At 71.4% G+C, this 26535-nt stretch carries 29 protein-coding genes, 1 tRNA gene and 1 other RNA gene; 14 read left to right on the top strand and 17 right to left on the bottom strand.

Annotation, left to right across the window (positions count from 1 at the left end):
• Positions 1–2: 2 nt before the first annotated feature.
• Positions 3–599, top strand: a complete 597-nt coding sequence (locus OG2516_RS15395; protein WP_007256637.1) for a CvpA family protein — start codon at positions 3–5, stop codon at positions 597–599.
• 35 nt (positions 600–634) lie between these two features.
• Here OG2516_RS15395 and OG2516_RS15390 read toward each other — a convergent pair whose 3' ends face one another.
• Complete coding sequence (locus tag OG2516_RS15390; RefSeq protein WP_007256636.1) at positions 635–886, bottom strand: hypothetical protein; 252 nt, start codon at positions 884–886, stop codon at positions 635–637.
• 591 nt (positions 887–1477) lie between these two features.
• On the opposite strand from OG2516_RS15390, the gene OG2516_RS15385 reads away from it, so the two are divergent.
• Genes OG2516_RS15385 through ilvN form a run of 4 tightly spaced genes read left to right on the top strand, consistent with a single transcriptional unit; the run spans position 1478 to position 4443 of the window.
• A complete protein-coding gene (locus tag OG2516_RS15385; protein WP_040615933.1) occupies positions 1478–3232 on the top strand; it encodes an acetolactate synthase 3 large subunit in 1755 nt (584 codons plus the stop codon).
• A 42-nt stretch (positions 3233–3274) separates the two neighbouring features.
• Complete coding sequence (locus OG2516_RS15380) at positions 3275–3544, top strand: type II toxin-antitoxin system ParD family antitoxin (RefSeq protein WP_007256634.1); 270 nt, start codon at positions 3275–3277, stop codon at positions 3542–3544.
• A complete protein-coding gene (locus OG2516_RS15375; protein WP_007256633.1) occupies positions 3544–3876 on the top strand; it encodes a type II toxin-antitoxin system RelE/ParE family toxin in 333 nt (110 codons plus the stop codon). The genes OG2516_RS15380 and OG2516_RS15375 overlap by 1 nt, the downstream gene beginning before the upstream one ends.
• A gap of 3 nt (positions 3877–3879) precedes the next feature.
• A complete protein-coding gene (gene ilvN, locus OG2516_RS15370) occupies positions 3880–4443 on the top strand; it encodes an acetolactate synthase small subunit (RefSeq protein ID WP_007256632.1) in 564 nt (187 codons plus the stop codon).
• 40 nt (positions 4444–4483) lie between these two features.
• On the opposite strand, the gene OG2516_RS15365 is transcribed toward ilvN, so the two are convergent.
• Positions 4484–4714, bottom strand: a complete 231-nt coding sequence (locus OG2516_RS15365) for a hypothetical protein (protein ID WP_007256631.1) — start codon at positions 4712–4714, stop codon at positions 4484–4486.
• Between the two features lie 156 nt (positions 4715–4870).
• Here OG2516_RS15365 and OG2516_RS15360 point away from each other — a divergent pair, with 156 nt between their 5' ends.
• Positions 4871–5812 (top strand): nucleoside hydrolase, encoded by a 942-nt coding sequence (locus OG2516_RS15360; protein ID WP_007256630.1) that lies wholly within the window; start codon positions 4871–4873, stop codon positions 5810–5812.
• Between the two features lie 9 nt (positions 5813–5821).
• Here the strand turns inward: OG2516_RS15360 and OG2516_RS15355 are convergent, their stop codons facing one another.
• Both OG2516_RS15355 and OG2516_RS15350 read right to left on the bottom strand, forming a co-directional pair.
• Positions 5822–7087, bottom strand: a complete 1266-nt coding sequence (locus OG2516_RS15355; RefSeq protein ID WP_007256629.1) for a DUF3422 family protein — start codon at positions 7085–7087, stop codon at positions 5822–5824.
• Positions 7088–7205: 118 nt separating this feature from the next.
• A complete protein-coding gene (locus OG2516_RS15350) occupies positions 7206–8384 on the bottom strand; it encodes a type III PLP-dependent enzyme (protein WP_050769185.1) in 1179 nt (392 codons plus the stop codon).
• Positions 8385–8635: 251 nt separating this feature from the next.
• Between OG2516_RS15350 and OG2516_RS15345 the strand changes: the two genes are divergently transcribed.
• A complete protein-coding gene (locus OG2516_RS15345; RefSeq protein WP_007256627.1) occupies positions 8636–9178 on the top strand; it encodes a pseudouridine synthase in 543 nt (180 codons plus the stop codon).
• A 99-nt stretch (positions 9179–9277) separates the two neighbouring features.
• On the opposite strand, the gene OG2516_RS15340 is transcribed toward OG2516_RS15345, so the two are convergent.
• The 5 genes from OG2516_RS15340 to rpiA all read right to left on the bottom strand — a co-directional run bounded on the left by OG2516_RS15340 (position 9278) and on the right by rpiA (position 14071).
• On the bottom strand, positions 9278–9460 hold the full coding sequence (locus tag OG2516_RS15340; RefSeq protein ID WP_007256626.1) for a DUF2065 domain-containing protein: 183 nt from the start codon (positions 9458–9460) through the stop codon (positions 9278–9280).
• Entirely contained in the window at positions 9460–10536 is a 1077-nt protein-coding gene (hflC, locus tag OG2516_RS15335; RefSeq protein WP_007256625.1) for a protease modulator HflC, read from the bottom strand. The genes OG2516_RS15340 and hflC overlap by 1 nt, the downstream gene beginning before the upstream one ends.
• The gene (gene hflK, locus OG2516_RS15330) at positions 10536–11723 is read right to left on the bottom strand and encodes an FtsH protease activity modulator HflK (protein ID WP_007256624.1); all 1188 of its coding nucleotides are present in this window, start codon (positions 11721–11723) and stop codon (positions 10536–10538) included. The genes hflC and hflK overlap by 1 nt, the downstream gene beginning before the upstream one ends.
• Positions 11724–11794: 71 nt before the next feature.
• A complete protein-coding gene (gorA, locus tag OG2516_RS15325; RefSeq protein ID WP_007256623.1) occupies positions 11795–13159 on the bottom strand; it encodes a glutathione-disulfide reductase in 1365 nt (454 codons plus the stop codon).
• A gap of 123 nt (positions 13160–13282) precedes the next feature.
• Positions 13283–14071: a ribose-5-phosphate isomerase RpiA gene (gene rpiA, locus OG2516_RS15320; RefSeq protein WP_007256622.1), complete on the bottom strand. Its 789-nt coding sequence runs from the start codon at positions 14069–14071 to the stop codon at positions 13283–13285.
• Positions 14072–14344: 273 nt separating this feature from the next.
• Here rpiA and OG2516_RS15315 point away from each other — a divergent pair, with 273 nt between their 5' ends.
• Positions 14345–15718 (top strand): L-serine ammonia-lyase, encoded by a 1374-nt coding sequence (locus tag OG2516_RS15315; protein ID WP_007256621.1) that lies wholly within the window; start codon positions 14345–14347, stop codon positions 15716–15718.
• 12 nt (positions 15719–15730) lie between these two features.
• Here OG2516_RS15315 and OG2516_RS15310 read toward each other — a convergent pair whose 3' ends face one another.
• Entirely contained in the window at positions 15731–16207 is a 477-nt protein-coding gene (locus OG2516_RS15310) for an Lrp/AsnC family transcriptional regulator (protein ID WP_007256620.1), read from the bottom strand.
• A gap of 112 nt (positions 16208–16319) precedes the next feature.
• Here OG2516_RS15310 and OG2516_RS15305 point away from each other — a divergent pair, with 112 nt between their 5' ends.
• Together OG2516_RS15305 and OG2516_RS15300 are read left to right on the top strand one after the other, a co-directional pair.
• Positions 16320–17756: an aminotransferase class V-fold PLP-dependent enzyme gene (locus OG2516_RS15305; protein ID WP_007256619.1), complete on the top strand. Its 1437-nt coding sequence runs from the start codon at positions 16320–16322 to the stop codon at positions 17754–17756.
• Positions 17757–17770: 14 nt separating this feature from the next.
• Positions 17771–18181, top strand: a complete 411-nt coding sequence (locus OG2516_RS15300; RefSeq protein WP_007256618.1) for a VOC family protein — start codon at positions 17771–17773, stop codon at positions 18179–18181.
• Between the two features lie 73 nt (positions 18182–18254).
• Here OG2516_RS15300 and rpmG read toward each other — a convergent pair whose 3' ends face one another.
• The 6 genes from rpmG to OG2516_RS15275 all read right to left on the bottom strand — a co-directional run bounded on the left by rpmG (position 18255) and on the right by OG2516_RS15275 (position 22151).
• Entirely contained in the window at positions 18255–18422 is a 168-nt protein-coding gene (gene rpmG / locus OG2516_RS15295; RefSeq protein WP_007256617.1) for a 50S ribosomal protein L33, read from the bottom strand.
• A gap of 110 nt (positions 18423–18532) precedes the next feature.
• Positions 18533–18905, bottom strand: an RNA gene (rnpB, locus tag OG2516_RS19125) — RNase P RNA component class A.
• Between the two features lie 79 nt (positions 18906–18984).
• Positions 18985–19674, bottom strand: coding sequence for an N-acetylmuramoyl-L-alanine amidase (locus OG2516_RS15290; protein ID WP_007256616.1), 690 nt, complete (start codon positions 19672–19674; stop codon positions 18985–18987).
• A 30-nt stretch (positions 19675–19704) separates the two neighbouring features.
• On the bottom strand, positions 19705–21189 hold the full coding sequence (gene gatA, locus OG2516_RS15285; RefSeq protein WP_040615926.1) for an Asp-tRNA(Asn)/Glu-tRNA(Gln) amidotransferase subunit GatA: 1485 nt from the start codon (positions 21187–21189) through the stop codon (positions 19705–19707).
• A complete protein-coding gene (gene gatC / locus OG2516_RS15280) occupies positions 21186–21473 on the bottom strand; it encodes an Asp-tRNA(Asn)/Glu-tRNA(Gln) amidotransferase subunit GatC (protein WP_007256614.1) in 288 nt (95 codons plus the stop codon). The genes gatA and gatC overlap by 4 nt, the downstream gene beginning before the upstream one ends.
• Positions 21474–21509: 36 nt before the next feature.
• Complete coding sequence (locus tag OG2516_RS15275) at positions 21510–22151, bottom strand: ceramidase domain-containing protein (protein ID WP_007256613.1); 642 nt, start codon at positions 22149–22151, stop codon at positions 21510–21512.
• Between the two features lie 55 nt (positions 22152–22206).
• Here OG2516_RS15275 and OG2516_RS15270 point away from each other — a divergent pair, with 55 nt between their 5' ends.
• From OG2516_RS15270 to OG2516_RS15255, 4 genes are all read left to right on the top strand, one after another.
• On the top strand, positions 22207–22899 hold the full coding sequence (locus tag OG2516_RS15270; RefSeq protein ID WP_007256612.1) for a metal-dependent hydrolase: 693 nt from the start codon (positions 22207–22209) through the stop codon (positions 22897–22899).
• Between the two features lie 124 nt (positions 22900–23023).
• On the top strand, positions 23024–24799 hold the full coding sequence (gene recJ / locus OG2516_RS15265; protein WP_007256611.1) for a single-stranded-DNA-specific exonuclease RecJ: 1776 nt from the start codon (positions 23024–23026) through the stop codon (positions 24797–24799).
• Between the two features lie 103 nt (positions 24800–24902).
• Positions 24903–24977, top strand: a tRNA-Glu gene (locus tag OG2516_RS15260).
• 100 nt (positions 24978–25077) lie between these two features.
• A complete protein-coding gene (locus tag OG2516_RS15255) occupies positions 25078–25557 on the top strand; it encodes a VOC family protein (RefSeq protein WP_007256610.1) in 480 nt (159 codons plus the stop codon).
• A gap of 33 nt (positions 25558–25590) precedes the next feature.
• Here OG2516_RS15255 and OG2516_RS15250 read toward each other — a convergent pair whose 3' ends face one another.
• Entirely contained in the window at positions 25591–26487 is an 897-nt protein-coding gene (locus OG2516_RS15250) for a LysR substrate-binding domain-containing protein (protein ID WP_007256609.1), read from the bottom strand.
• Positions 26488–26535: the final 48 nt, after the last annotated feature.

Here is a 26535-nt window from a genome sequence, read left to right as displayed (position 1 = left end):
CCATGGAAGGCTTTACGGTCGTCGACGCGGTGGTCGCCGTGGTCATCGTTCTGTCTGCGCTGCTGGCCTATTCGCGCGGTCTCGTGCGCGAGCTGCTCGCCATCGCCGGCTGGGTCGCGGCGACGGTGCTCGCCTTCATCTTCGCCGACCAGGTCCAGCCGCTGATCCGCTCGCTGCCGGTGGTGGGCGACTTCATCGGCGATTCCTGCGAGCTGTCGATCATCGCCGCCTTCGCCGCGGTGTTCGCGGTGGCGCTGCTGGTGGTGTCGCTGTTCACGCCGCTCTTGTCGTCGCTGATCCAGCGCACCCGGCTCGGCGGGCTCGACCAGGCGCTCGGCTTCCTGTTCGGCGTCGCCCGCGGCATCCTGCTCGTGGCGGTGGTGTTCTTCCTCTACGACACGGTGCTCTCGGCGCAGGACATCGAGATGATCGACGATTCCCGCTCCTCGCGCGTCTTCTCGCAGTTCACCGACCGCCTCGAGGCGCAGAACCCGGAGGCCGCGCTGGGCTGGATCACCGTCCAGTACGAGCAGCTCGTCGGCCCCTGCAGCGCCCCGGCGGCTCCCGTCGAGGCCGAGATTCCCGCCGACAACGGCTGAGCGTCCGTAGGCCGGGCTTCAGCCCGGCCCGGCCCTCACGCCGGCGCGTGCATGCCCTCCGGCGCTCCGAGCGCCTCGCGCGGCAGCCCGACCGTCGCCACCCGCTCGCCCGCCGGGCCTTCGAAGAAGATCACCGCGCCCGCGCCGACGGCGGAGGCATCGACGCCGCCCGAGAACAGCGCCTCGCGCGCGATCACGAACGCGTCGTCGCGCGCCGCGCCATCTTCGCCGAAGACCTGCCCCTTGAGCGGCGCGACGTCGCCCGCCCCGGCTTCGAACCAGATCACGACGCGGCGGCCGTCGGCGAGCGGGGTGACGTCGGGCGCGGCGTGCGGGCTGGTGGCGCGCAGCTCGGCCAGGAACGCGTGGATGTCCTGTGCGATCGGAATGCTCCTCGAGGCAGGTTCGACGCTGGCTGGGACGGCGCCTCCGCAAGGAGATGTTGTCCGGATTGTGGCAGCTTCATAGTTATTTCTTGCACTGCCCGCTCCCCGCTCAACGAAACGGAATCACCGCCCCCGATTGTTTCCCCGCACCAAACACCCAATAGCCGCGGCGGCGCGCCTGCCGCCCGCTCCGCCCGCCGCCGCACCGGGACCGAATCACCGCCCGCGAGCCGGGTGCGAAATAATATTGCGCGCCCGACCTCTAGTTCGAAATTTTCTCCGATCCCCCTGTTGACCTCGCCGCACAGGCGGGTCATAGCTCGGTCTGCACGCGAAGGAGCCTGTCAGGCATGGCCGACGTACTCGTACTTATCAGGGATTGGCGCATGGGCCGGTAACGGTTGACCATATCTGGTACCCCATGCGCCTCCGAGAAAGTTCGGGGGCTTTTTTGTGCGTGAAACGACGGACGTCAGTGAACGGAGAGACCTAATGACACGTCAGATGACCGGAGCGAAGATGGTGGTTCAGGCCCTGAAGGATCAGGGCGTGGACGTTGTATTCGGCTATCCCGGCGGCGCCGTTCTTCCGATCTACGACGAACTCTTCCAGCAGAACGACATCCGCCACATCCTCGTGCGCCACGAACAGGGCGCGGTCCATGCCGCCGAAGGCTATGCCCGCTCGACCGGCAAGGTGGGCGTCGCGCTGGTCACCTCCGGCCCCGGCGCCACCAACGCCGTCACCGGGCTCACCGACGCGCTGATGGATTCGATCCCGATCATCGTGCTGACCGGCCAGGTGCCGACCTTCATGATCGGCTCGGACGCGTTCCAGGAGGCCGACACCGTCGGCATCACCCGCGCCTGCACCAAGCACAACTGGCTGGTGAAGGATACCGACCGGCTGGCCGAGACGATCCACGAGGCGTTCCACGTCTCGCGCGCGGGCCGCCCGGGGCCGGTGCTCGTCGATATCCCCAAGGACGTCCAGTTCGCCACCGGCGACTACACCGAGCCGACCAAGGGACCGCGGAGCCACTACGCGCCGCGTCTCAAGGGCGACATCGAGACGATCACCGCGCTGGTGGAGGCGATGGAGACAGCCGAGCGGCCGATTTTCTACACCGGCGGCGGCGTCATCAACTCCGGCGCGGCCGCCAGCCAGCTGCTGCGCGAGCTGGTCGAGGCGACGGGCTTTCCGATCACGTCCACGTTGATGGGCCTCGGCGCCTACCCCGCCTCGGGCGACAAGTGGCTCGGGATGCTGGGGATGCACGGCCTCTACGAGGCCAACATGGCGATGCACGACTGCGACCTGATGATCAACATCGGCGCCCGCTTCGACGACCGCATCACCGGCCGCATCGACGCCTTCTCCCCCGACTCGGTCAAGGCGCACATCGACATCGACCCGTCCTCGATCAACAAGGTCATCCATGTCGACCTGCCCATCGTCGGCGACGTAGCCCACGTGCTCGAGGACATGCTCAAGGTCTGGAAGAGCCGCGGCCGCAAGTCCGACAAGGCCGCGCTCGGCCGGTGGTGGAGCAAGATCGCGGAGTGGCAGAAGGTCTCGTGCCTGTCTTACCGCCAGGAAGGCAAGGTGATCCGCCCGCAATACGCGCTCGAGCGGCTCGAGGCGCTGACGAAGGGGCACGACCGCTACATCTGCACCGAGGTCGGCCAGCACCAGATGTGGGCGGCGCAGTACCTCGGCTTCGAGGCACCCAACCGCTGGATGACCTCCGGCGGCCTCGGCACCATGGGCTACGGCTTCCCCGCCTCCATCGGCACGCAGGTCGCCCACCCCGACGCGCTCGTCATCAACGTCGCCGGCGAGGCGTCGTGGCTGATGAACATGCAGGAGATGGGCACTGCGGTGCAGTACCGCCTGCCGGTCAAGCAGTTCATCCTCAACAACGAGCGCCTCGGCATGGTGCGCCAGTGGCAGGAGCTGCTGCACGGCGAGCGCTACTCCCAGAGCTGGTCGGAGGCGCTGCCCGACTTCGTCAAGCTCGCCGAGGCCTTCGGCGCGAAGGGCATCCAGTGCGCCGACCCCGACAGCCTCGACGACGCGATCATGGAGATGCTCGACCACGACGGCCCGGTGATCTTCGACTGCCTCGTCGAGAAGCACGAGAACTGCTTCCCGATGATCCCGTCGGGCAAGGCCCACAACGAGATGCTGCTCGGCGAGGCCGAGACCCAGGGCGTCATCGACGCCAAGGGCTCGGTGCTGGTCTGAAGGGCGCGGCTGGCATATATTGCCAGCCAAAGGAGAGCCGCCATGCCCACCCGCAACGTCGTCCTGACCGACCACCAAAGCGCCCTGATCGACCGCCTGGTCGCCTCGGGGCGCTACCAGAACGCCAGCGAGGCGATGCGGGCGGGGCTGCGGCTGCTGGAGGAGGATGAGTCCCAGCTGCACGCGCTTCACGAGCGCCTGCAGCGGGGCCTTCGTGAAGCCGAGACGGGCGCCACGGCTCCCGGCACCGGCGAAGAAGCCGTGCACGGGGCGGCCGAGACGGCGCGACAGCGGGTGCGGTCCGGGGGCTGATGCGGTGGGAACTCACACCGGGAGGCGAGGCGCGACTGGTCGAGATCTTCGTCTGGACGCTCGAGACCTTCGGTCCCGACCAGATGGACCTCTACGAGCGACAGATCGTGGACCGTCTCGATGCCCTCGCCCGCGGCGACCTCCCGGTGCGGTACGCCGACCAACTGACCGGTCAGGCCGCGGATGGCGTCATCGGCTTCATCCGCACCGGCGAACACTTCGCGTTGTTTCTGAAGGTCGAGGACGTTTACCGCGTGTTCGACTTCCTGCATGTCCGCAGCGATATCCCCGACCGCCTGCGCACAATCAATCCTGATCCGAAAGAAGTCTGATCCATGTCCCCACTCAACATCCAGCAAGGCTCCACCAGCCATTCCGCCTACAACCTCCGCCCCACCTTCTCCGATGTCGAGGAGCGGCACACCCTGGCGGTGCTGGTCGAGAACGAACCCGGCGTGCTGGCGCGGGTGATCGGGCTGTTCTCGGGGCGGGGCTACAACATCGAGAGCCTGACCGTGGCCGAGGTCGACCATACCGGCCATCTCAGCCGCATCACCATCGTCACCACCGGCACGCCGCAGGTGATCGAGCAGATCAAGGCGCAGGTCGGGCGGATCGTGCCGGTTCACGCGGTGCACGATCTGACGGTCGAAGGCGCCTCGGTCGAGCGGGAGCTGGCGCTGTTCAAGGTGGCGGGGCAAGGCGATCAGCGGGTCGAGGCGCTGCGGCTGGCCGACATCTTCCGCGCCAACGTGGTGGATTCGACGCTCGAGAGCTTCGTCTTCGAGATCACCGGGACGCCGGAGAAGATCGACGCCTTCGCCGAGCTTATGCGGCCGCTCGGCCTCGTCGAGGTGGCCCGCACCGGCGTCGCCGCCCTGAGCCGCGGCAGCCGCTGACGAACGCGGCCGCGCCGACGAGGGCGCGGCCGCCGCCGGATCAGTCGTCGTCCGCGATGTCGAGCTCGTTCATCGCGGCCCGTTCGTCGGCGTCGAGATAGCCGTCGCCGTCGGTGTCGAGCTCGGCGAACTCGATCGCGCTCAGGTCGGGATACGTCTCCAGCAGCTGCTCGAGCGTCATCGGCTCCTCGTTCGGTTGGATTTCCTGCGCCGTGGCGAGGCCGGGCACGACGAGAAGCAGCGTGGCGAGGGCGGTGTGGATGCGGGTCATGAAGGTCTCCTTTCGAGGGTCCTGCCCCGCACCAATGAGCGCCGGGCCATTCCGTTCCGCCACCGGGCCCGCACCGGCTGGACCCCGCCGGCCGATGATGGTCTTGTCCGCCAACCGGCCGCGCGACGTGCGGCGACAGAGGGAGACAGGCAAGGCATGGCGCGCAAGATCATCATCGACACCGATCCCGGGCAGGACGACGCCGTCGCCATCCTGCTCGCGCTGGCGAGCCCCGAGGACGTCGACCTGCTCGGCATCACCGCCGTCGCCGGCAACGTCCCCCTGCCCCTCACCGAGCGCAATGCGCGCATCGTCTGCGAACTGGCCGGGCGGCCCGATGTGAAGGTCTTCGCCGGCTGCGACGCGCCACTCGAGCGCCCGCTCGTCACCGCCGAGCACGTCCACGGCAAGACCGGCCTCGACGGCCCGCCGATGGACGAGCCGACCATGCCGCTGCAGGCGCAGCACGCCGTCGACTTCATCACCGAAACCCTGCGCCGCGAGCCCGCCGGCAGCGTCACGCTCTGCCCGCTCGGCCCCCTCACCAACATCGCCGCCGCGCTCCAGCGCGCCCCCGAGATCGCGGAGCGGGTGCAGGAGATCGTGCTGATGGGCGGCGCCTACTTCGAGGTCGGCAACATCACCCCGGCCGCCGAGTTCAACATCTACGTCGACCCGGAGGCCGCCGACATCGTCTTCCACTCCGGCATCCCGCTGACGGTGGTGCCGCTCGACACGACGCACAAGGCGCTGACCACCAAGCCGCGCATCGACGCCTTCCGGGCGATGGGGACGAAGGTCGGCGACAGCGTCGCCGCCTGGACCGACTTCTTCGAGCGCTTCGACATGGAGAAGTACGGCGCCGAGGGTGCGCCGCTGCACGACCCGTGCGTCATCGCCCACCTGATCGACCCGACGCTGATGACCGGCCGCCACGTCAACGTGGAGATCGAGACCAGCTCGGAACTCACGCTGGGCATGACCGTCGCCGACTGGTGGCGCGTCACCGACCGCGCCCCCAACGCCACCTTCATGGGCGACATCGACGCCGAGCGCTTCTATGCGCTGCTCGTCGAGCGGATCGGCCGCCTCGGATAGGCCGCGCCGCTAGTGCGCCACGCGGCGCCGGATGCGGCGCACGCCGAGCCACACCGCGAGGATCACCGGCGGCGTCACCAGCGCCGCCAGCGCGCCCTTGCCGAGCACGCCCGCGAAGGGCGCGGCGAGGTAGAGCACGAGGTTGACCGCGTAGTAGCTGATCGCCACCACCGACAGCCCCTCGACAGTGTGCTGCAGCCTGAGCTGCAGGTCGGCGCGCCGGTCCATCGACGCCAGCAGCGCCTGGTTCTCCGCCGAGCGCTCCACGTCGACCCGGGTGCGCAGCAGGTCGCCCGCCCGGAGCGCCCGCTCGGCCATCGTGGCGAGGCGGCGCTCGGTGGCGCGCACGGTGCGCATCGCCGGGTCGTAGCGACGCATCATGAACTCGCCGAAGGTCTGCCGCCCGAGGAAGCGCTGCTCGTGCAGCACGTCGATGCGCTGCCCGACGATCTGGGCGTAGGCCCCCGTCGCGCCGAAGCGGAACGACGAGCGGGCGGCCATGTCCTCGAGCTCGCCGGAGATCGCCAGCAACGCCTTCAGCGTCTCCTCCGCGCTCGCCGTGCTGCCGCCCAGGCCCGCCACCAGCCGCGTCAGCCGCGCCTCCAGCCCGTCGAGCGCGGGGCCGAGGGCGCGCGCCTGGAACAGGCCGAGCATCGACAGCGCCTTGTAGGTCTCGATCTCGCAGAGCCGCTGCACCACCCGCCCGATCCGCGCCGGCCCGGTGCCGGGGCGGGCGAAGACGGCGAGGCGCATGTGGCCGGCGGGATCAATGCGGAAGTCGGCGGCGACGACGAGCTCGTCGTCGAGCACCCGCGACAGCGCCAGGCTCTCGGCCTCGAACCACGCGCCGCAGGTCGCGGCGATGGCCTCGTCGTCGGTCTCCTGCGCCACCCGGATCAGCGCCGACGTCACCCGCACCCCCGGCGCGGCCTCGAGCCAGGCGGCGGGGAAGACACCGAACTCGGCCGGATCGAACGGGCGCCCGTCGAGGCCGGGGCCGAAGACGAGGAAGGTGACGAACTCGGTGTGGCTCTCCCACTTGAGCCAGTGCCGCCCGATCCGCCCGAACCAGTGGGTCGCGCCGGGCTGCGGGTGCGGCGCGTCGAATCGGTCGAGCAGGTCGATGAGGTGGGCGCGCTCGGCGGCTAGATCGCGCGCCGTGCCCTCGGCCGGCTTCAGCGCCAGGTAGGCCGCCCGCGCGGGCGCTTCGAGCACGGGAAATGGCCGGGCGTGAAGCTCGTTGGCCATCGCGTAGCGCTGCGGGTGATCGATCATGCACCGCCCTCCTGCCGCCCGAGACTAGGGCGAAGGCGGCGCTATGGGAACGGATTTCTCGCATCTCGCCAAGGGTTTAGCGGCGCACTATGGTATACCATCGTGCGCCGCGGAGCGGTCAGATGCAGACGACGTCGAGCGGCGGGAAGCCGTTGAAGCCGACCGAGGAGTAGGTCGAGGTGTAGGCGCCGGTGTTGCGGATCAGCACGCGGTCGCCGGATTTCAGGCCGAGCGGCAGCATCACCGGGCGCTTCTCGTAGAGCACGTCGGCGCTGTCGCAGGACGGGCCGGCGAGGATGCAGGGGCCCATCGCCTCGTGGTCGCGGCCGGTCTCGAGCTGGTAGCGAATCGCCTCGCCCTCGGTCTCCGCGAGGCCCGAGAAGCGGCCGATGTCGAGATAGACCCAGCGGTGCACGTCGCGGTCGGACTTGCGACTCACCAGCATCGTCTCGGCGACGATGGTGCCGGCCTCGGCGACCATGCCGCGGCCCGGCTCGGCCATGATGTGGGCGACCTCCCCGAAGCGCTCGGTCACCAACCCCATCACCGCGCGGGCATAGGCCTCGGGGGCCTCGATCTCCTCGCCGTAGAACGCCGGGAAGCCGCCGCCGATGTTGAGCACGCTGAGCTCGTGTCCCGCCGCCTGCGCCGCGCGCCAGGTGGCGGCGAGGGCGTCGAGCGCGGGGATCCACATCTCGGCGCGGCGGGTCTGCGAGCCGACGTGGAACGAGAAGCCGACCGGCTCGAGCGACAGGTCGGTGGCGTAGTCTAGCAGCTCGAGCGCCTTGGAGGCGTCGCAGCCGAACTTGCGGGTCAGCGGCCAGTCGGCCTCGGAGGTCTCCACGATCAGGCGGATGTAGACGCGGGCGCCGGGGGCGTGCTCGGCGATCTTCTCGAGCTCTTCCTCGGAATCGGCGGCGAACAGCGTGATACCGCGGTCCCAGGCCCAGGCGATGTCGGAGGGCTTCTTGATCGTGTTGCCGAAGGAGATGTCGCGCGGGCGTGCGCCCTGCGCGAGGCAGAGGGCGATCTCGCCGCGCGAGGCGGCGTCGAAGTGCGAGCCGAGCGCGACGAGGCGGGCGATGACCTCCTCGGCGGGGTTGGCCTTCACGGCGTAGTGGATCGTGGCGCGGCCGAGCCCGGCGGAGAGCGCGCGGTACTGCTGCTCGACGCGGTCGAGGTCGACGACCAGGGTCGGGCGGTCGAAGTCGCTCAGCGCGATGTAGGTGTCGAGGCGCGAGCCGAAGGGGGCGGGGACAAGACGAGGATCGCGCTGTTGCGCGTTATGCAGTGTCATGGTCATCTCCAATAGACCCGGCCAGCTATGACCGCTCAGTTCCAAGGGAGACGTTACCGTCGCTGCATAACGCGTGCCGGGGAGCCTGGTGAGCTCGCTAAGCTCGTTCACCGGACGTGGCCAGAGGCGCGTGCGTTGGCGTCTGTGGAGGCGCATGTGATGCAGATGGCGAGTCGTTTCAAGAGAAATTTCCGCGGCCGCGAAAATTCTTTGCCGTGGCGCGGCAAGCCCCCAGCCGGTAAGGGTTTTTCATGGCCCGCGTGATCCTGTTCAACAAGCCTTTCGGGGTGCTGTCGCAATTCACCGACACGAGGAGCCCCACCGAGCGGCCGACCCTGTCGCGCTACGTCGACGTGCCGGCGGTCTATCCCGCCGGGCGGCTCGACCGTGACAGCGAGGGGCTGCTGGTGCTGACCGACGACGGCAGGCTGCAGGCCCGCATCGCCTCGCCGAAGGCGCGCACCGAGAAGGTCTACCTCGCGCAGGTGGAGGGCGACCCGGACGACGACGCCCTCGCGCCGCTGCGCCGGGGCCTCGAGCTGAAGGACGGCCCCACCCGCCCCGCCGTCGCGCGCCTGATCGAGCCCCCTGCCCTCTGGGAGCGCGACCCGCCGGTGCGCTTCCGCAAGTCCGTCCCCGACCGCTGGGTCGAGGTGACGATCACCGAGGGCCGCAACCGCCAGGTCCGCCGCATGTGCGCCGCGATCGGCTTTCCCGTCCTGCGCCTGGTGCGCTGGCGCGTGGGAGACTGGACGCTGGAGGGGCTGGCGCCGGGGGCGTGGCGGGACGCCTGAAGCGCGGGCGGCAGCCCGGCTTCCCTCGGACGGCAGCCGGGCTGAAGCCCGGCCTACAGGGACACTTCCCGATACACGGCAGCCGGGCTGAAGCCCGGCTTACGAGGCCGCCCAGATCACCACCAGGCCGGCCGCCATCGCGCCCAGCCCGAACAGGCGGCGCTGCTCGAGCGGCATGGCGCGCAGCGCCTCGAGCATCCGCTCGACGAGCGAAGGGGCCAGTGCGTACACCAGCCCCTCCACGAAGATCAGAAGCCCGAGGGCCGTCAGGACCGTCTGCATCAGCCGTCGGTCTCTTCCACCTCTTCGGCCACCGGACCGCCCGGCGCTTCGGTCACGTCGGTGTCGGCGTCGGCCGCGTCGTCGGTGACGGCCTCCTCGACCTCCTCCGGGCTCGGCGCGTCGAGCGCCGGCTCCTCGGCCGGGCCGACATCGTCGTCGGCCACATCGCCGTCGACGGCCGCGGCGGGCACGTCGGTGGCCTCGATGCTGAACGGGTTGTCCGAGCGCAGGTAGGTGAAGAACTCGCTGTCGGGCGACATCACCATGCGCGCGTTGCCCTGCTGGAGCGCCCGCTGGTAGGCGGTCATCGAGCGGTAGAACTCGAAGAACTCCGGGTCGGCTCCGAACGCCTCGGCGAAGATCCGGTTGCGGTCGGCGTCGGCCTCACCACGGGTGATCTCGGCCTGGCGGGCGGAGTCGGAGACGAGCTCGACCACGGTCCGGTCGGCGGTCGCCCGCGTCCGCTGCGCGGCCTCGTTACCACGCGCGATCTCGTCGGCCGCCTCGCGCTCGCGCTCCGCGATCATCCGCTCGAAGGTGGCGTTGAGGTTGGCCGGCGGCAGGTCGGTACGCTTGAGGCGCACGTCGATGATCGTCAGGCCCAGCGCGTTGGCCTCCTCGATCGCGCCGTTTCTGATGCGCAGCATCAGCTCGGCCCGGTCCGTGGACAGGATGTCGTTGGAGGTCACCTGGCCGAGCACCGCGCGCAGCTCGTCGCGCAGGATGCCGTCGAGTCGGCGCGCCGCCGCCTCCTCGCCGCCCGCGCCGACGGCTTGCCGGAACTGGCGCACGTCGGTGATGCGGTAGCGCGCGAAGGCGTCGACCACGAGCCGGCGGTCGTCGAGCGGCGTGACCTCGAGCGGGTCGACGTCGCGCGACAGGATCCGGTCGTCGTAGCGCACGACCTCCTGGATCAGCGGCAGCTTGAAGGCCAGCCCGGGCTGCGCCTTCACGTCGACGACGCGGCCAAACTGCAGCACCAGGGCGCGCTGGCGTTCGTCGACGATGAACACCGACGAGGCGATCGCGATGATGGCGATCACGAGGATCGGCAGGAGAAAGGTTGTCTTGCGCATCAGTTGTTCGCCCCTTCGGTCGCGGTGGCGGCGGCGGAGCCCGCTTGCGGGCGGCGCACCTGGTCGAGCGGCAGGTAGGGCACGACGCCCTGGCTGCCGGACTGCTCGTCGAGCAGGATGATGTCGGTCCCGCCGAGCACCTGTTCCATCGTCTCGAGGTAGAGCCGCTTGCGCGTCACCTCGGGAGCGGAGGCGTATTCCTGCAGCACCGCGGAGAAGCGGCTCGCCTCACCCTGCGCCTCGTTGACGACGCGCGCCCGGTAGCCTTCGGCCTCCTCGAGCAGCTGCGCCGCCTCACCACGGGCCTCCGCGAGCACCCGGTTGGCGTAGGCGTCGGCGACGTTCTGCAGCCGGTCGCGCTCCTGCTCGGCGTCCTGCACCCGGCGGAACGAGGCGATGACGGCCTCGGGCGGGTCGGCCTTGTCGAAGTTGATGCGGACGATGTTGACACCGGAATCGTAGCTGTCGAGCGTCGTCTGGATCAGGTCCTTGAGCCGGTCGGCGATCGGACCGCGGTCGCGGTTGAGGATCGGGGCGAGCTGGCTCTGGGCGATGATCTCGCGCATCGCCGATTCCGCGACCGCCTCGATGGTGGCGGGCGGGTCGGCGAGGTTGAACAGGTACTGCGCCGGATCGGTGATGTTCCAGACCACCTGGAAGTCGATGTCGACGATGTTCTCGTCGCCCGTCAGCATCAGGCCCGCATCCTGCCCCGAGCGCGAGGTGCCGATGTCGATCGTCTGTTCGCGCGTGACCGGGATGACCTCGGCATGCACGACCGGCCAGGGCGCGAAGTTGAGGCCCGGCTCGCCGGTGGCGCTGTAGCGGCCGAGGAACAGCTCGACGGAGCGCTCCTCCGGCTTGACCGTGTAGAACGAGGCGACGAGCCACAGGCCGACCGCGGCGAGCGCCGCGATGATCAGCGTGCTGCGCGTCAGCATCGGGCCGGCATTACCGCCGCCCCCGCCGCCGCCGTTGACCGGGCCGCGCGGGCCCCGGCCGCCCATGAGCACCCGCAGCTGCTCGCGGCCCCGGTTCATCAGTTCGTCGATCTCGGGCATCCCTTCGCCGGGACGACGCCCCGGCGCCGGACGCCGGTCGTCGTCATTGCCGTTGCCGTTGCTGCCGTTGCCCGACCCGCGGTTGCCTCCGCCGCCCCCCCAGGGGCCACCGTTGTTGCCTGCCATGTGGCTGTCGCTTCCCTATCCAACACGCCTTGCGGCGCCCGTTCATCACATTGTGGCCCAAGGGGGCCGTTTCAACCAGCGCGCACCGGCTCGCGCATGGTCACGATCTCTTCGGCCATGGTCGGGTGAACCGCCACGGTTCGGTCGAAATCCTCTTTCGTCGCGCCCATCTTGATCGCGATCCCGGCGAGCTGGATCATCTCGCCCGCCTCGGGTGCGACGATGTGGCAGCCGAGGATACGCCGCGTCGCCCGGCTCACGATCAGCTTCATCAGCACCCGGTCGGGCCGGCCGATGAAGGCGGTCTGCATCGGCCGGAACGAGGTGCAGTAGACCTCCACCGGCTCGAGGTCGCGCGCCTGCTCCTCGGTCATGCCGATGGTGCCGAGCTCGGGCTGGGTGAAGACGGCCGAGGGCACCAGCTCGTGGTCCACCGGCGTCGGCTTGTCGCGGAAGACGGTGTCGACGAAGGCCATGCCCTCGCGGATCGCCACCGGGGTGAGCTGCAGCCGGTCGGTCACGTCGCCGATGGCGTAGACCGAGGGGCAGGACGTGGCGCTGTACTCGTCCACCACGATCTGGCCGCGCCGTCCCGTCTCGATGCCGGCGGCGGCGAGGTTGAGGGTCTCGGTGTTGGGCGCGCGGCCGGTGGCGAACAGCACCGCGTCGAACTCGTGCTCGGCGCCGTTGGTCGCCTTCACCCAGGTGCGCCCGTCGCCGGTCCTGTCCATCTCGACGATGTTGGTGCCGACGTGGAGGTCGATGCCGTGCTCCTTCATGCTCTCGGCGATCAGCCCGCGCGCCTCCTCGTCGAAGCCGCGCAGGATTTGCGCGCCGCGATAGAACTGGCTGACCTTCACGCCGAGCCCGTTGAGGATGCAGGCGAACTCGCAGGCGATGTAGCCGCCGCCGAGAATCAGCAGCTCCTTCGGCAGCTCCTCGAGGTCGAAGATGTCGTCGCTCACCAGCCCGTGCTCGGCGTCGCCGAGCTGCGCGGGCCGCACCGGGCGGCCGCCGGTGGCGATCAGGATCACCCTGGCGCTCTTCGTGCCGCCGCTCTCGAGGCGCACGGTATGGCCGTCCTCGAGCGACGCGTGGGTGTCGTGGATCTCGACGCCGCTGTTGTCGAGCAGCTTGCGGTAGACGCCCTCGAGCCGGTCGAGCTCGCCGTGCAGGCTCTGACGGAAGGCGGGCCAGTCGAAGCGGCCCTCGTCGATCTCCCAGCCGTAGCCCTTGGCGTCCTCGACGAGTTCGCGGTAGCCGGAGGCGAAGACCATCAGCTTCTTGGGCACGCAGCCGCGGATCACGCAGGTGCCGCCCATCCGGCTGGACTCCGCCAGCCCCACGCGCGCCCCCGTCGCCGCCGCCTGCCGCGCGGCGCGCACGCCGCCCGAGCCGCCGCCGATCACGAACAAATCGTAGTCGTAGTCGCCCATCGTCGCCTCGCTTGTCGTTTCCCCGGGTCTATCCCACAGCCCGACCGCAGAGGCCAGCACAACACCCCCCGAGCCGCCCCGCACGCCCCGTAGGCCGGGCTTCAGCCCGGCCCCGCCCCCGCCTCAGTCGGCCAGGTCGGTGAACAGGTTCTCCGTCTCGAGGAAGTCGATGCGGCTCTCCTCGACGGTGCCCTCGTTGATGTCGCGCACCTCGACCCGGCCGTCGCCGTAGCCGATCACCACCGCGTCGCAGACGTCGATGAACAGGCCGTTCTCCACCACCCCGGGAATCTGGTTGAGCACCAGCGACAGCTGGCGGGCATTGCCGATCCGGTTGAGGTGGAGGTCGAGGATGTAGTTGCCCTCGTCGGTGACGTAGGGCCGCTCGCCGTTGAGCCGCAGCGAGGTGTCGCGGCCGAGCACGTCGAGGCCGATCAGCGTCTCCTCGATCAGCACCTTCGTCGTCTGCCAGCCGAAGGGGATCACCTCGACGGGCAGCGGGAACGCCCCGAGCGTGTCCACCTGCTTGGAGATGTCGGCGATCACCACCATCTGGTCGGAGGCGGTGGCGACGATCTTCTCCTGCAGCAGCGCGCCGCCGCCGCCCTTTATGAGGTTGAGGTTGGAATCGTACTCGTCGGCCCCGTCGATGGTCAGGTCCAGCCACCTGGCCTCGTCGAGCGAGACCACCTTGATCCCCACCTCGCGCGCCAGCGCTGCGGTGCGGCTCGAGGTCGGCACGCCGGTCAGGCGCAGCCCGTCCTCGCGCACCATCTCGCCGAGGCACTTCACCAGCCACGCCGCCGTCGAGCCGGTCCCGAGGCCGACGCGCATCCCGTCCTCGACGTAGTCGGTGGCGCGCCGGGCGGCGGCGAACTTGGCCTTGTCGATGGGCGACAGATCGGCGGACATGGCAGCGGCTCCTCACAGCGTTCGCGCGCCTTATAGAAGCATTCGCGCGCCCGCGCGAGTCCGCCCGCGCCACCCCGGCATCGCGCCCGACGATGGCGGCCGGCCATGCATATTTGGAGCCAGATGAAGGGGCGCGCGCCATCGCTTCATCTGACCGCAAATATGCACGGCCGGCCGTTCGGGTCCGCGCTGACGCGGCGGAATGGGTCGCTTTCGGGTGGTGACGCGGGCCCGGCTGCGGGCAGGATGGCGGCGCAATCTTCTGGAGCGCCCATGTTTCTGTCTGTCTTCGACATGTTCAAGGTCGGCGTCGGCCCGTCCTCCTCGCACACGATGGGGCCGATGGTGGCGGCGGCGCGGTTCCTCGACCACCTGCGCGCGCAGCCCTTCGGGGTGGCCGGACTGCGGGCGTCGCTGCACGGCTCGCTCGCCTTCACCGGCGTCGGCCATGCCAGCGACCGCGCGGTGATCCTCGGCCTCGCCGGCTTCGTGCCCGAGCGCTACGACGCCGAGCGCGCCGAGGCCGAGCTGGCGCGCATCCGGCAAGAGAAGACCGTGACGCCCGAGGGGCTTGGCACGCTCGCCTTCGATCCCGAGGCCGACCTGCAGTTCGATTTCGGCCCGCCGCTGTCGGGCCATGCCAACGGGCTGATCCTGCGCGCGCGCGACGCGCAGGGCGACGAGGTGGTGCAGGTCACCTATTACAGCGTCGGCGGCGGCTTCGTGCTGACCGAGGACGAGCTGGCCGCCGGCAAGGACAGCGACACCGGTCCGCCCGTCCCCTACCCCTTTTCCAGCGCCGCCGAGATGCTGCGGATGGCCGGCGACAGCGGCAAGAGCATCGCCGCGATGAAGCGTGCCAACGAGCTCGCGCGGCGCAGCGGCGGCGATCTCGACGCGGGGCTGAAGCGGGTCTGGGAAGTCATGTCCGCCTGCATCGACCGCGGTCTCGCGGCGCATGGCACCCTGCCGGGCGGGCTCGACGTCCGCCGCCGCGCCGGGGCGATCCGCGACAGCCTTGTCGCCGAGCGCGGCACGAACCTCGCGCCGCCGCACACGATCAACGACTGGATGTCGGCCTACGCGATGGCGGTCAACGAGGAGAACGCCGCCGGCGGGCAGGTCGTCACCGCGCCGACCAACGGCGCCGCCGGCGTGGTGCCCGCCGTGATCCGCTACTGGCTCGACCACGTGCCCGGCGCGAGCGTGGCGCGGGTGCCCGAGTTCCTGCTCACCGCCGCCGCGATCGGCGGGCTGATCAAGTACAACGCCTCGATCTCGGGCGCGGAGTGCGGCTGCCAGGCCGAGGTCGGCTCGGCCTCGGCGATGGCGGCGGCGGGACTCTGCGCGGTGCTCGGTGGCAGCCCCGAGCAGATCGAGAACGCCGCCGAGATCGCGCTCGAGCATCACCTCGGCATGACCTGCGACCCGGTGCGCGGCCTCGTCCAGGTCCCCTGCATCGAGCGCAACGGCCTCGGCGCGATCAAGGCCGTCTCCGCCGCCTCCCTGTCGCTGCGCGGCGACGGCACGCACCTCGTCCCGCTCGACGCCGCCATCGAGACGATGCGCCAGACCGGGGCCGACATGAGCGAGAAGTACAAGGAGACGGCGCTCGGCGGGCTGGCCGTCAACGTGCCGAACTGCTGAAGGCGACGACCGTCAGCGCAGCACGGAGCGCAGCGCGAGGGGGCGGTTCTCGAGCATCGCCTCCATCGCGAAGTGGCCGGTGACGGCCTCGATGTCGAAGCCCCGGATCAGCGCCTGGTAGAAGCGGTCGTAGCCGGCCATGTCGGTGCAGATCGCCTTGATCATGTAGTCCCAGTGGCCGCCGATGCGGTGGAAGTCGACCACCTCGGGCAGCGCCTCCACGTGGGCGCGGAAGCTGCGCGCCCAGTCGGAGGCGTGGTGGCGGGTGCGGATCATCACGAACACCGTCAGCCCGAGCCCCAGCGCGGCGGCGTCGATGTCCGCCCGCCGCCCGCGCAGTGCGCCGGCCTCCTCGAGCCGCTTCAGCCGCCGCCAGCAGGCGTTTTGCGACAGGCCGACCCGGGCGGCGAGTTCGCGCTGGGAGAGGTTGCCCTCGCGTTGGAGCAGGTCGAGGAGGGCGCGGTCTATCTGATCGGTCTGGATGCTCATAATGGCGCATACTGACCCAATCGGAGCCATCACACCAGATCACTTCGCTCTATCCTGAACGATGAACGGCGTCGGATGGTCGGCGCGAGCCAGGACAGGAGGAGCCAGCGCCGTGACCGATCTATTCCACAGCTTCGAGACCGCCCTCGTCACCGGGGGCGCCGCCGCACTCAGGGCCGGCCAGTTCGGCCGCGGCGCCACGGTTGAGGGGCCGCTCGGTCCGCGGCCGCTGATCTACGCCGACGACACCGCCTCGGGCCGGGCGCTGCGGCAGGTCGAGGCGCTGCTGCAGGAGGAGGTGCTGCCCTACTACGCCAACAGCCACACCGAGGCCTCCCATTGCGGCGCGCGGATGACCCGCCTGCGCCGCGCCGCGCGGGCGCGGGTGGCGGCGGGCTGCGGCGCGGGGGCGGAGCACGCGGTGATCTTCTGCGGCAGCGGCGCGACGGCGGGGCTCAACAAGCTCGTCGACCTGCTCGGCCTGCGCGCGGCGCGTGCGGCGGGCCGGGCGGTGCGGGTGCTGATCGGGCCGTGGGAGCACCATTCCAACATCCTGCCCTGGCGCGAGAGCGGCGCGGAGGTGATCGAGCTGCCCGAGGGCGAGGCCGGCCCCTGCCGCGCCGCGCTCGACGCCGAGCTGGCCCGCGCCCGCGCCGACGACGCGCTGGCGGTGGTGGCGCTGTCGGGGGCGTCCAACGTCACCGGCGCGCTCGCCGACGTGGCGGCGCTGACGCGGGCGGTGAAGCGCGGCGGCGGGCTGATGGTCTGGGACATGGCCTGCGGCGCGCCCTACCTGCCGCTGACCATGAACCCCGGCGGCGCGGAGGCCGACGCGATGGTGCTGTCGCCTCACAAGTTCGCGGGTGGGCCGGGCGCGTCGGGGGTGCTCGTGCTGCGCCGCGACGCCACCGCCAGCACCCGCCCGACCGCGCCCGGCGGCGGCACGGTGCGCTTCGTCGGGCCGACGGGGCACGATTACGTTGCCGACCTCGAGGCCCGCGAGGAGGCCGGCACGCCGAACGTGCTGGGCGATCTGCGCGCCGCACTGGCCTTCGCGGTCAAGGGCGCGATGGCGCGGCTCGGGATGCTCGAGACCGAGACCGACCTCGCCCGGCGTGGCCTCGCGGCGCTCGTGGGCGCGCCGGGGCTGCGGCTGCTGGGCGACCCGGACCGGCCCCGGCTGCCGGTCTTCGCGCTGCAGGTCACCGCCGCCGACGGCACCCCGCTGCACCAGCAGCTCGCGACGCGGATGCTGTCGGACCTGTTCGGGGTGCAGGCCCGGGGCGGCTGCGCCTGCGCGGGGCCCTACGTCCACCGCCTGCTCGGCATCGACACGGCCACCTCCGAGGCGCTCCGGGCGCGCATCCTGGCGGGCGAGCAGCTGGCCAAGCCGGGCTTCGTGCGCTGCAACCTGTCGCCGATGATGGAGGAGACGGAGGTCGCCGCGACCCTCGCCGCGCTCACCGCCCTGCCCGACGCGGCCCTCGCCCACCGCGCCCGCTACGCCGCCGATCCGGCACGCGCGATCTTCGACCTCCACGCGGCCTGAGCCGGACTTGGCTTATGCCCACCCGCATCGCCCTCTTCTCCCTGCTCGTCCCCGACTACGACGAGGCGCTCGCCTTCTTCCTGCAGATCGGCTTCGAGTGTCGCGAGGACACCGACCTCGGGGGCGGCAAACGCTGGGTGCGCATCGCGCCGAAGGGTGCGGAGACCGAGATCCTGCTCGCGCGGGCCGTCGGCGCGGAGCAGGGCGCGGCGGTGGGCGCGCAGGGCGGCGGCCGTGTCTGGCTGTTCCTCGAGACGACAGACTTCGACGCCGACCACCGGCACATGCAAAGCGTCGGCATCCCCTTCGAGGGCCCGCCGCGCAGCGAGCCCTACGGGCGGGTCGCCGTCTGGCGCGACCCCTGGGGCAACCGCTGGGACCTCATCGAATTCGCCGACGCCGGCCGGGGCGGGACCGGCGGCTAGCCGGTCCGCAGGAACGGAAAAGGCCGCGCCCGGTGCGGGTGCGGCCTGCGATCCGTCGTCGATGAAGGCGATCCTACTTGATCTTGCCTTCCTTGTACTCGACGTGCTTGCGCGCGACCGGGTCGTACTTCTTGACGGCCATCTTCTCGGTCATCGTGCGCGCGTTCTTCTTCGTGACGTAGAAGTGCCCGGTCCCCGCAGTGGAGTTCAGGCGGATCTTGATCGTGGTGGGCTTCGCCATCTGGTGCTCCTCGTCCCGCGGGCGTCGGCCCACGTGAAAATCCGTTGAAGCCCGCCTTCTATAGCGACGGGGCGTCCTGTCAACCGGATTCGCCGCCCCGGGCGGCGGAAGTGCGCGGACGGCCTGTAAGCCGGATTCTGTCCCCCGGGGTCGCCCCCGGATGGATGACCATTCCTCTCGACGCGCCGTTGCCGACGCGCCTCCAGCTGCCAACCCGGGCCTCTCGGGTGCAGGCGTCCCTGCGGGTTTCCCCGCGCGAGGCCCCTATTCGGCATTGCTCCCGGTGGGGCTTGCCATGCGGGCCCGGTTGCCCGGTCCCCGGTGGGCTCTTACCCCACCGTTTCACCCTTACCCCGCATGCGGGGCGGTCTGTTCTCTGTGGCGCTGTCCCTGGGGTCGCCCCCGCCGGGCGTTACCCGGCACCGTGCCTGCCGGAGTCCGGACTTTCCTCGGGCCGAAGCCCGCGGTCATCCAGCCATCCGCGCCCGCGCCCCTTAGGCGGCGGCGCGCGGGCGGTCAATCGCGGACCGCCTCCGGCGGGCATATTTGCGGCCAGATGAAGTCAGGCGGGGCGCACCGGCCAGCGCGCGGCGAGCGCTTCGGCCATGGCGAGGTCGGTGGCATCGGGAGCACCTGCGTGGGGTCGGAAGCGCAGGTGGAAGGCGTCGAGCATGGGCGCGAGCTCGCCGCGGTAGCCGAACGCGGCGAGCGCGGCGGCGAGGCGCACCCGGTCGGGCGCGGCCGCGCGGTCCGGGCCCGGGTCGGCGTCGGGCCAGACCGAGAGGCCGGCGCGCGCGAGGCGGCGCCAGGGGAAGCGCGGGCCCGGATCGTGCTTGCGCCCCGGCGCCATGTCGGAATGGCCGATGACCCGCTCGGGCGGGATCCGGTGGCGCGCCAGCAGGTCGGCGAGCAGCGCCTCGAGCCGGGCGAGCTGGGGCTCGGGGAACGGGTCGTCGCCCCGGTTGTCGAGCTCGATTCCGATCGAGCGGGAATTGACGTCGTCGACCGCCCCCCACGCGCCCGCGCCCGCGTGCCAGGCGCGGTCGGTCTCGTCGACGAGCTGGACCAGGGTGCCGTCGGCGGCGATCAGGTAGTGCGCCGAGACCTCGTGCTCGGCCGCGCACAGCCGCTCGAGCGCCGCCGCGCAGCTCTCCATCGCGGTATAGTGCAGCACCACGAGATCGGGCACCGCGCCGCCCCTGCGGGCGCCGAAGTTGGGGGACGGCTGCCAGAGGGCGCCGGCGTGGCGCATCGCCGCGCGCGCCTCAGCCCGGCCGGACCCCTACCACCACTTCCCGGGCCGGGAGGTGAAGTTGGCGGCGCGCTCGAGCGCGTAGGCGGTGTTGAGCAGGTCGCCCTCCTCCCACGGCCGCCCGATCAGCTGCAGCCCGAGCGGCAGCCCGGCGCGGTCGAGGCCGGTGGGCACCGCGATGCCGGGCAGGCCCGCGAGGTTGACGGTCACGGTAAACACGTCGTTGAGGTACATCTGCACCGGGTCGGCGTCGCTCATCTCGCCCAGCCCGAAGGCCGCCGACGGAGTCGCCGGGGTCAGGATCGCGTCGACGCCGTCGGCGAAGACGTCGTCGAAGTCCTTCTTGATGAGCGCGCGCACCTTGCGGGCGCGGTTGTAGTAGGCGTCGTAGAAGCCCGCCGACAGCACGTAGGTGCCGACCATCACCCGGCGCTGCACCTCGGGGCCGAAGCCCTCGGCGCGGGTCTTCTCGTACATGTCGGTGATGCCGTCGCCCTGGGCGAGCCGGGCGCGGTGTCCGAAGCGGACGCCGTCGTAGCGGGCGAGGTTGGACGAAGCCTCGGCGGGAGCGATGACGTAGTAGGCCGGCAGCGCGTACTTGGTGTGGGGCAGCGAGATGTCGACCACCTTGGCGCCGGCGTCCTCGAGCATCGCGCGGCCTTCGGCCCAGAGCGCCTCGATCTCTCCGGGCATCCCCTCCATGCGGTACTCGCGCGGGATGCCGATGGTCTTGCCGCGGATGTCGCCGGTCAGCATGGCCTCGAAGTCGGGCACGGGCAGGTCGGCGGAGGTGGAATCCCTGGAATCGTGGCCGGACATCGCCGAGAGCATGATCGCGCAGTCGCGCACGTCGCGGGCCATCGGGCCGGCCTGGTCGAGCGAGGAGGCGAAGGCGATGATGCCCCAGCGCGAGCAGCGCCCGTAGGTCGGCTTGAGGCCGGTGATCCCGGTGAAGGCGGCGGGCTGGCGGATCGAGCCGCCGGTGTCGGTGCCCGTCGCGCCGAGGCAGAGGCCGGCCGCCACGGCGGCCGCGGAGCCGCCCGAAGAGCCGCCCGGCGTCAGCCTGGCCTCGTCGCCCTCGCGCCGCCACGGGTTGACCGCGTCGCCGTAGGTCGAGGTCTCGTTGGAGGAGCCCATCGCGAACTCGTCCATGTTGAGCTTGCCCAGCATCACCGCGCCGGCGTCGCGCAGCTGTGCCGAGACGGTGGATTCGTACTCGGGGCGGAAGCCGTCGAGGATGCGGCTCGCGGCCTGGCTGGCGACGCCCTCGGTGCAGAACAGGTCCTTGATGCCCAGCGGCACGCCGCAGAGGTCGGGCGCATCTCCCGCCTTCAGCCGCGCGTCGGCGGCGGCGGCGCGCTCGCGGGCGAGCTCCGGAGTCTTGTGGACGAACGCATTGAGCGCGTCGGCGGCTTCGATCTCGGCCAGGCAGGCCTCGGTCAGCTCGAGGCTCGTCACCTCGCCCTTCCTCAGCGCGTCGCGCGCCTCGGCGATCTTCATCTCGGTCAGACTCATTCCACCACCTTCGGCACGGCAAAGAAGCCCTCGCGGGCGTCGGGCGCGTTGGCGAGCACGCGCGCCTGCTGGTCGCCATCGGTCACCACGTCCTCGCGCCGCTTCAGGCGCATCGGCGTGACCGACACCATCGGCTCGACGCCCTCGACGTCGACTTCCTGGAGCTGCTCGATGAAACCGAGGATGTCGTTGAATTCCCGCGCCAGCGCCGGCAGCGCATCGTCCTCGACCCGGATCCGGGCGAGGTGGGCGACCTTGCGGGCGGTCTCGGTGTCGATGGACATCGCCTGAGCCTCCTGTGGTGAACCTGCCGGGCGCGTTTAGCGCCCTGCCGTGGAGCCTGCAAGGTAGCGGCGGCGCACCTCGATCACGCCGCCCAGCACGACGGCGTTGAGGCCGTGCCAGATCCAGTGCGTGCCCGACGGCAGCCGGTCGCAGAGCGGCATGTCGAGCATCCGCGCGGTGATCGACAGCCCCAGCAGCGTCGCCGCCGCCAGCAGCCCCCGCCCCGGCCGCGGCAGCAGCGCCAGCCCGAACCCCGCGATCAGCAGCGCGATGGCGATGTAGGCGGCGTTGGCCCCGAGCGGCAGCAGCGCGCCGAGCAGCGCCGTGGCGAGGGAGGTGGCGAGCAGGAACAGCCCCGTCAGCGCGACCGCGCCCGCGCCGCCGATCCGCAGGAAGTCGCGCACCGCGACGAACAGGTAGAGCACCGTGAAGACCGCGATGGCCAGCGAGTCGGCCGCCCCGGCCCAGGCGACGGCATGGGTGTGGAACAGCCCGCTCGCCAGGCCGATCGCCGCCAGCGCCACGGCAAGCACCCGCCCCGTCGTGTCAGCCGCGCGCCGCCAGCAGATCAGCGCCGCGACCAGGAAGGCGAGGTTGCTCAGCGCGTTGATCGGCTCGGCCCAGAGGCCGGGGCCGAGCCGCTCGCAATAGCCGTCGACCGCGGCCGTCCAATCCATGCTTGTCCGCCTCCCGTGCGGGGATAGTCTGCAGGCGACAGTAGGGAGGTTTGCGATGAATATCACCTGGCTCGGACATGCGAGTTTCCGGATCGAGATCGGCGACCAGGTGCTGCTGGTCGACCCGTGGCTCGTCGGCAACCCGGCCTTCCCCGACGCCAGCCGCGCCGAGGCGCTGGCCGGGGCGACGCACATCCTGCTCACCCACGGCCACGGCGACCATGCCAGCGAGGTGGTCGACATCGCGCAGGAGACCGGCGCGCCGGTCTGCTGCTGCTTCGAGCTCGCGGAGCTGTGGCTCGGGCCGGAGGGCGTCGCCGCGAAGGGCTTCGGCAAGGGCGGCACGCTGCAGCTCGGCGACGTCGCGGTGAGCATGGTGCACGCGCGGCACTCGTCGTCGCTCGACTTCCTCGACGATCCGCCGGCGGCGGGCTCCGAGTGCGGCTTCGTGATCCGCGGCGAGGGGCGTTCGATCTACGTCTCGGGCGACACCGACGTGATGAGCGACATGGCCCTGATCGCCGAGCGCTACGCCCCCGACATCGGCATCCTGTGCGCCGGCGGCCACTTCACCATGGACATGGCGGGCGCGGCCTTCGCGGCCCGCAAGTTCTTCGACTTCAAGCTGGTGATCCCCTGCCACTTCCAGACCTTCTCCCTCCTCGAGCAGAGCGCCGAGCCGCTGGTGAAAGCGCTTTCCGACGTGCGCGTCGAGGTCCCCGAGGTCATGCGACCGATCCAGCCCTGAGACCCGTAGGCCGGGCTTCAGCCCGGCCCACCCCCCCGACCGCACCGGCGAAGAACGCCCCCTGCGACGCCACGACCGCCACGACCGGCTTCCCCGCGCCGCCGCCCTGCCCTAGTATGGCTGCATGGGCCTGCTACAAGATATCGCGCCGGACGCCGCCGAGGCGTTCCTCTCCGTCGCCACCTCCGTCACCGGACGCCGCTGGGTCGGACCCGCGCCGGGGGCCGACCGGCTCACCGAGGCGCTGGTGCAGGCGACCGGCCTCGCCGACCCGGTCGCGCGGGTGCTCGTCCGGCTCAACGTCGCGCCCGAGACCGCCACCGCCTACCTCAGCCCCGCCCTGCGCGACCTGCTGCCCGATCCGCTCACGCTGCGCGACATGCACGCCGCCGCCGCCCGCTTCCTGCAGGCCGTCGCGCGCAACGAGCGAATCGCGATCTTCGCCGACTACGACGTCGACGGCGGCGCCTCCGCCGCGTTGCTGCTCACCTGGCTGCGCGCGATGGGGCGCAGGGCGACGCTCTACATTCCCGACCGCATCGACGAGGGCTACGGCCCCAACGTGCCGGCGATGCGGGCGCTCGCGCGCGAGCACGACCTCATCGTCTGCGTCGATTGCGGCACGCTCAGCCACGAGCCCGTCGCCGCGGCGGAGGGTGCCGACGTGGTCATCCTCGACCACCACCTCGGCGGCGAGACCCTGCCCGCGGCCCTCGCGGTGGTGAACCCGAACCGGCAGGACGAGGACGGCGCGCTCGGCCATCTGTGCGCGGCGGCGGTCGTGTTCCTCATGCTCGTGGAGGCCGGCCGGCAGCTGCGCGAGCAAGGCGCCAAGGGGCCGAACCTGCTCGAGTTCCTCGACCTCGTCGCTCTCGCCACCGTCGCCGACGTGGCGCCGCTGATCGGGGTCAACCGGGCGCTGGTGCGCCAGGGCCTCGCGGTGATGGCGCAGCGCCGCCGGCCGGGACTCGTGGCGCTCGCCGACGTCGCGCGGCTCGACACCGCGCCGACCTCCTACACCCTCGGCTACGTCTTCGGCCCGCGCGTCAACGCCGGCGGGCGGATCGGCGCGGCCGATCTCGGCGCGCGGCTGCTGGCGACGGACGACCCGCACGAGGCCGCCGCCCTCGCCCAGCGGCTCGACGCGCTCAACACCGAGCGGCGCGAGATCGAGGCCGCGGTGCGCGACGCGGCGCTCGAGCAGGCGGAGGGCCGCGGGCTCGACGGGCCGCTCGTCTGGGCCGCCGGCGAGGGCTGGCATCCCGGCGTCGTCGGCATCGTCGCGGCGCGGCTGAAGGAGGCCACGGGCCGCCCGGCGGTGGTGATCGGCCTCGACGGCGACGAGGGCAAGGGCTCCGGCCGCTCCGTCGGCGGCATCGACCTCGGGGCGGCGATCCACAAGGTCGCCGGCGAGGGGCTGCTGCTCAAGGGCGGCGGACACCGCATGGCGGCCGGTCTCACCGTCGCCCGCGACCGGCTCGAGCCGGCGATGACGCGGCTGTCGGAGTTGCTCGCGCGGCAGGGGGCGGGCCGGCTGGGGCCGGCCGACCTGCGCCTCGACGGGCTGCTGATGCCGGGCGCCGCCACCGTCGAACTCTGCGAATCGCTTGAGCGCTGCGGCCCCTTCGGCCAGGGCGCCCCCGCGCCGCGCTTCGCCTTCCCCGGCGTGCGCATCACCCAGGCGCGCGAGGTCGGGACCGGCCACCTCAAGGTGCGCTTCGACGACGGCTTCGGCGGCGGCATCGACGCCATCGCCTTCAACGCGCTCGAAGGTCCGATGGGCCAGTGCCTCGTGCAGCACGGCGGCGCCCGCTTCCACCTCGCCGGCCGGCTCGAGATCAACGTCTGGCAGGGCCGCCAGCGGGTGCAGGTCAAGCTCGAGGACGCCGCCCCGGCCTGATCCCGCGCCCGGCCCGGGCGACGTGGCGGAAATCGCGGCAGGATTTCGCGAAAATCCTCTTGCACCGCCTGAGCGGCTTGGGTAGTCAGCCCGCACACAGAGTGGCCCGTTCGTCTATCGGTTAGGACGCCAGGTTTTCAACCTGGAAAGAGGGGTTCGATTCCCCTACGGGCTGCCACTTCCCCCCTCCCTTGACGACGCTCGCTTGCCCCGGCTCCGCCGCTGCGCTTTGCTGGTCCCGGTCGGCCCGGCGCCGGCCTTCGTGGAGGAGCGATCCCATGACCATTTCGAAGAACACCGTCTGCCTGTGGTTCGACCGCGACGCCGAGGCGGCCGCGCGCTTCTACGCCGACACCTTCCCCGACAGTGCCGTCCAGTCCGTCGCGCGCGCGCCGACCGACTATCCGTCGGGCAAGGCGGGCGACGTGCTGACCGTGACCTTCACCGTCGCCGGCATCCCCTGCCTCGGGCTCAACGGCGGGCCGGGCAACCGCCACAGCGACGCCTTCTCCTTCCAGATCGCGACCGACGACCAGGCGGAGACCGACCGCTACTGGGACGCGATCGTCGGCAACGGCGGCGCGGAGAGCGCCTGCGGCTGGTGCCGCGACAGGTGGGGCCTGTCCTGGCAGATCACGCCGCGCACCCTGACCGAGGCGCTCGCCGCCGGCGGCGAGGAGGCGCAGCGGGCCTTCACCGCGATGATGACCATGACCCGCATCGACGTCGCCGCCATCGACGCCGCCCGCCGCGGCTGACCGCCGCCTTCGCCGGCCCCCGTAGGCCGGGCTTCAGCCCGGCCCGCCCTCCGCCTGCGCCGCCACCAGCCAGTCGCGGAACGCCAGCGCCTTGGCGGACGCGCGCGGGTGGGTGCGCAGGTGGAACGGGTGGGGCGAGGCGAGGCGCTCGGGAACCGGCGACACCAGCGCGCCGCCCTCCAACAGCGGGCCGATCAGACCGGTCCAGCCGAGCACCGCCCCCGCGCCGTCGCGGGCGAGTTGCAGCGCGATCATGTGGTTGTTCACGGCGATCCGCCGCCCCGAAGGCGCGGGACCGCCCAGCGCGGCGAGCCAGTCGGGCCAGCCGGTCCAGTCGGTGTCCTCGGCCGCCATGTGGATCAGCGGGGCGGCCGCGAGGCCGGCGAGGTCGGCCACCCCGTGCTCGGCCGCGAAGCCCGGCGCGGCGACGGCGACGATCTCGTCGTGAAACAGCAGCCGCACCCCCGCTTCGCCCGCGGGCGGAGGCCCGTAATGAATCGCGAGGTCGGCCCGGCCGGCCGGCGCGGCGGCGTCGCTGACGATCTGGCTGACGACGATCTCCGGGTGGCTCTTCCAGAACTGCGCGATCTGCGGCGTCAGCCAGAAGGCGCTGACCGCCGTCGTCGCCTGCACGATCACGTCCTCCGCCTCCGCGGGCGCTCGCACGTCGCGCACCGCCTCCGAGATGCCCTCGAAGCCGCGCTGCAGCGCCACGAACAGGTAGGCCCCCGTCTCCGTCAGCTCGACGCCCCGGTGCTGGCGGCGGAACAGGCGCACGCCCAGGTCGGCCTCCAGCGCCTTGATCTGGTGGCTGACCGCGGCGGGCGTGACGTTGAGCTCGCGCGCCGCGCTCTTGAAGCCGAGATGGCGCGCCGCCGCCTCGAAGCAGGAGAGCGCCGTGAGCGAGGGGAGGTCGTAGGGGCGGGGCATGGAGGTCGCGTTCGCTCCGGTGGATGTCGCAACGGGAACAGGTGAACT

Source organism: Oceanicola granulosus HTCC2516, from assembly GCF_000153305.1.
GTDB classification, from domain to species: domain Bacteria; phylum Pseudomonadota; class Alphaproteobacteria; order Rhodobacterales; family Rhodobacteraceae; genus Oceanicola; species Oceanicola granulosus.
This window is presented reverse-complemented; position numbering and strand designations above follow the sequence as displayed.

Excerpts from the sequence above, each read along its gene's own strand:
- OG2516_RS15395 (WP_007256637.1), top strand. The coding sequence starts at position 3 with ATGGAAGGCTTTACGGTCGTCGACGCGGTGGTCGCCGTGGTCATCGTT.
- OG2516_RS15385 (WP_040615933.1), top strand. The coding sequence starts at position 1,478 with ATGACACGTCAGATGACCGGAGCGAAGATGGTGGTTCAGGCCCTGAAG.
- OG2516_RS15380 (WP_007256634.1), top strand. The coding sequence starts at position 3,275 with ATGCCCACCCGCAACGTCGTCCTGACCGACCACCAAAGCGCCCTGATC.
- OG2516_RS15375 (WP_007256633.1), top strand. The coding sequence starts at position 3,544 with ATGCGGTGGGAACTCACACCGGGAGGCGAGGCGCGACTGGTCGAGATC.
- ilvN (WP_007256632.1), top strand. The coding sequence starts at position 3,880 with ATGTCCCCACTCAACATCCAGCAAGGCTCCACCAGCCATTCCGCCTAC.
- OG2516_RS15365 (WP_007256631.1), bottom strand. The coding sequence starts at position 4,714 with ATGACCCGCATCCACACCGCCCTCGCCACGCTGCTTCTCGTCGTGCCC.
- OG2516_RS15360 (WP_007256630.1), top strand. The coding sequence starts at position 4,871 with ATGGCGCGCAAGATCATCATCGACACCGATCCCGGGCAGGACGACGCC.
- OG2516_RS15355 (WP_007256629.1), bottom strand. The coding sequence starts at position 7,087 with ATGATCGATCACCCGCAGCGCTACGCGATGGCCAACGAGCTTCACGCC.
- OG2516_RS15350 (WP_050769185.1), bottom strand. The coding sequence starts at position 8,384 with ATGACACTGCATAACGCGCAACAGCGCGATCCTCGTCTTGTCCCCGCC.
- OG2516_RS15345 (WP_007256627.1), top strand. The coding sequence starts at position 8,636 with ATGGCCCGCGTGATCCTGTTCAACAAGCCTTTCGGGGTGCTGTCGCAA.
- OG2516_RS15340 (WP_007256626.1), bottom strand. The coding sequence starts at position 9,460 with ATGCAGACGGTCCTGACGGCCCTCGGGCTTCTGATCTTCGTGGAGGGG.
- hflC (WP_007256625.1), bottom strand. The coding sequence starts at position 10,536 with ATGCGCAAGACAACCTTTCTCCTGCCGATCCTCGTGATCGCCATCATC.
- hflK (WP_007256624.1), bottom strand. The coding sequence starts at position 11,723 with ATGGCAGGCAACAACGGTGGCCCCTGGGGGGGCGGCGGAGGCAACCGC.
- gorA (WP_007256623.1), bottom strand. The coding sequence starts at position 13,159 with ATGGGCGACTACGACTACGATTTGTTCGTGATCGGCGGCGGCTCGGGC.
- rpiA (WP_007256622.1), bottom strand. The coding sequence starts at position 14,071 with ATGTCCGCCGATCTGTCGCCCATCGACAAGGCCAAGTTCGCCGCCGCC.
- OG2516_RS15315 (WP_007256621.1), top strand. The coding sequence starts at position 14,345 with ATGTTTCTGTCTGTCTTCGACATGTTCAAGGTCGGCGTCGGCCCGTCC.
- OG2516_RS15310 (WP_007256620.1), bottom strand. The coding sequence starts at position 16,207 with ATGAGCATCCAGACCGATCAGATAGACCGCGCCCTCCTCGACCTGCTC.
- OG2516_RS15300 (WP_007256618.1), top strand. The coding sequence starts at position 17,771 with ATGCCCACCCGCATCGCCCTCTTCTCCCTGCTCGTCCCCGACTACGAC.
- rpmG (WP_007256617.1), bottom strand. The coding sequence starts at position 18,422 with ATGGCGAAGCCCACCACGATCAAGATCCGCCTGAACTCCACTGCGGGG.
- OG2516_RS15290 (WP_007256616.1), bottom strand. The coding sequence starts at position 19,674 with ATGCGCCACGCCGGCGCCCTCTGGCAGCCGTCCCCCAACTTCGGCGCC.
- gatA (WP_040615926.1), bottom strand. The coding sequence starts at position 21,189 with ATGAGTCTGACCGAGATGAAGATCGCCGAGGCGCGCGACGCGCTGAGG.
- gatC (WP_007256614.1), bottom strand. The coding sequence starts at position 21,473 with ATGTCCATCGACACCGAGACCGCCCGCAAGGTCGCCCACCTCGCCCGG.
- OG2516_RS15275 (WP_007256613.1), bottom strand. The coding sequence starts at position 22,151 with ATGGATTGGACGGCCGCGGTCGACGGCTATTGCGAGCGGCTCGGCCCC.
- OG2516_RS15270 (WP_007256612.1), top strand. The coding sequence starts at position 22,207 with ATGAATATCACCTGGCTCGGACATGCGAGTTTCCGGATCGAGATCGGC.
- recJ (WP_007256611.1), top strand. The coding sequence starts at position 23,024 with ATGGGCCTGCTACAAGATATCGCGCCGGACGCCGCCGAGGCGTTCCTC.
- OG2516_RS15255 (WP_007256610.1), top strand. The coding sequence starts at position 25,078 with ATGACCATTTCGAAGAACACCGTCTGCCTGTGGTTCGACCGCGACGCC.
- OG2516_RS15250 (WP_007256609.1), bottom strand. The coding sequence starts at position 26,487 with ATGCCCCGCCCCTACGACCTCCCCTCGCTCACGGCGCTCTCCTGCTTC.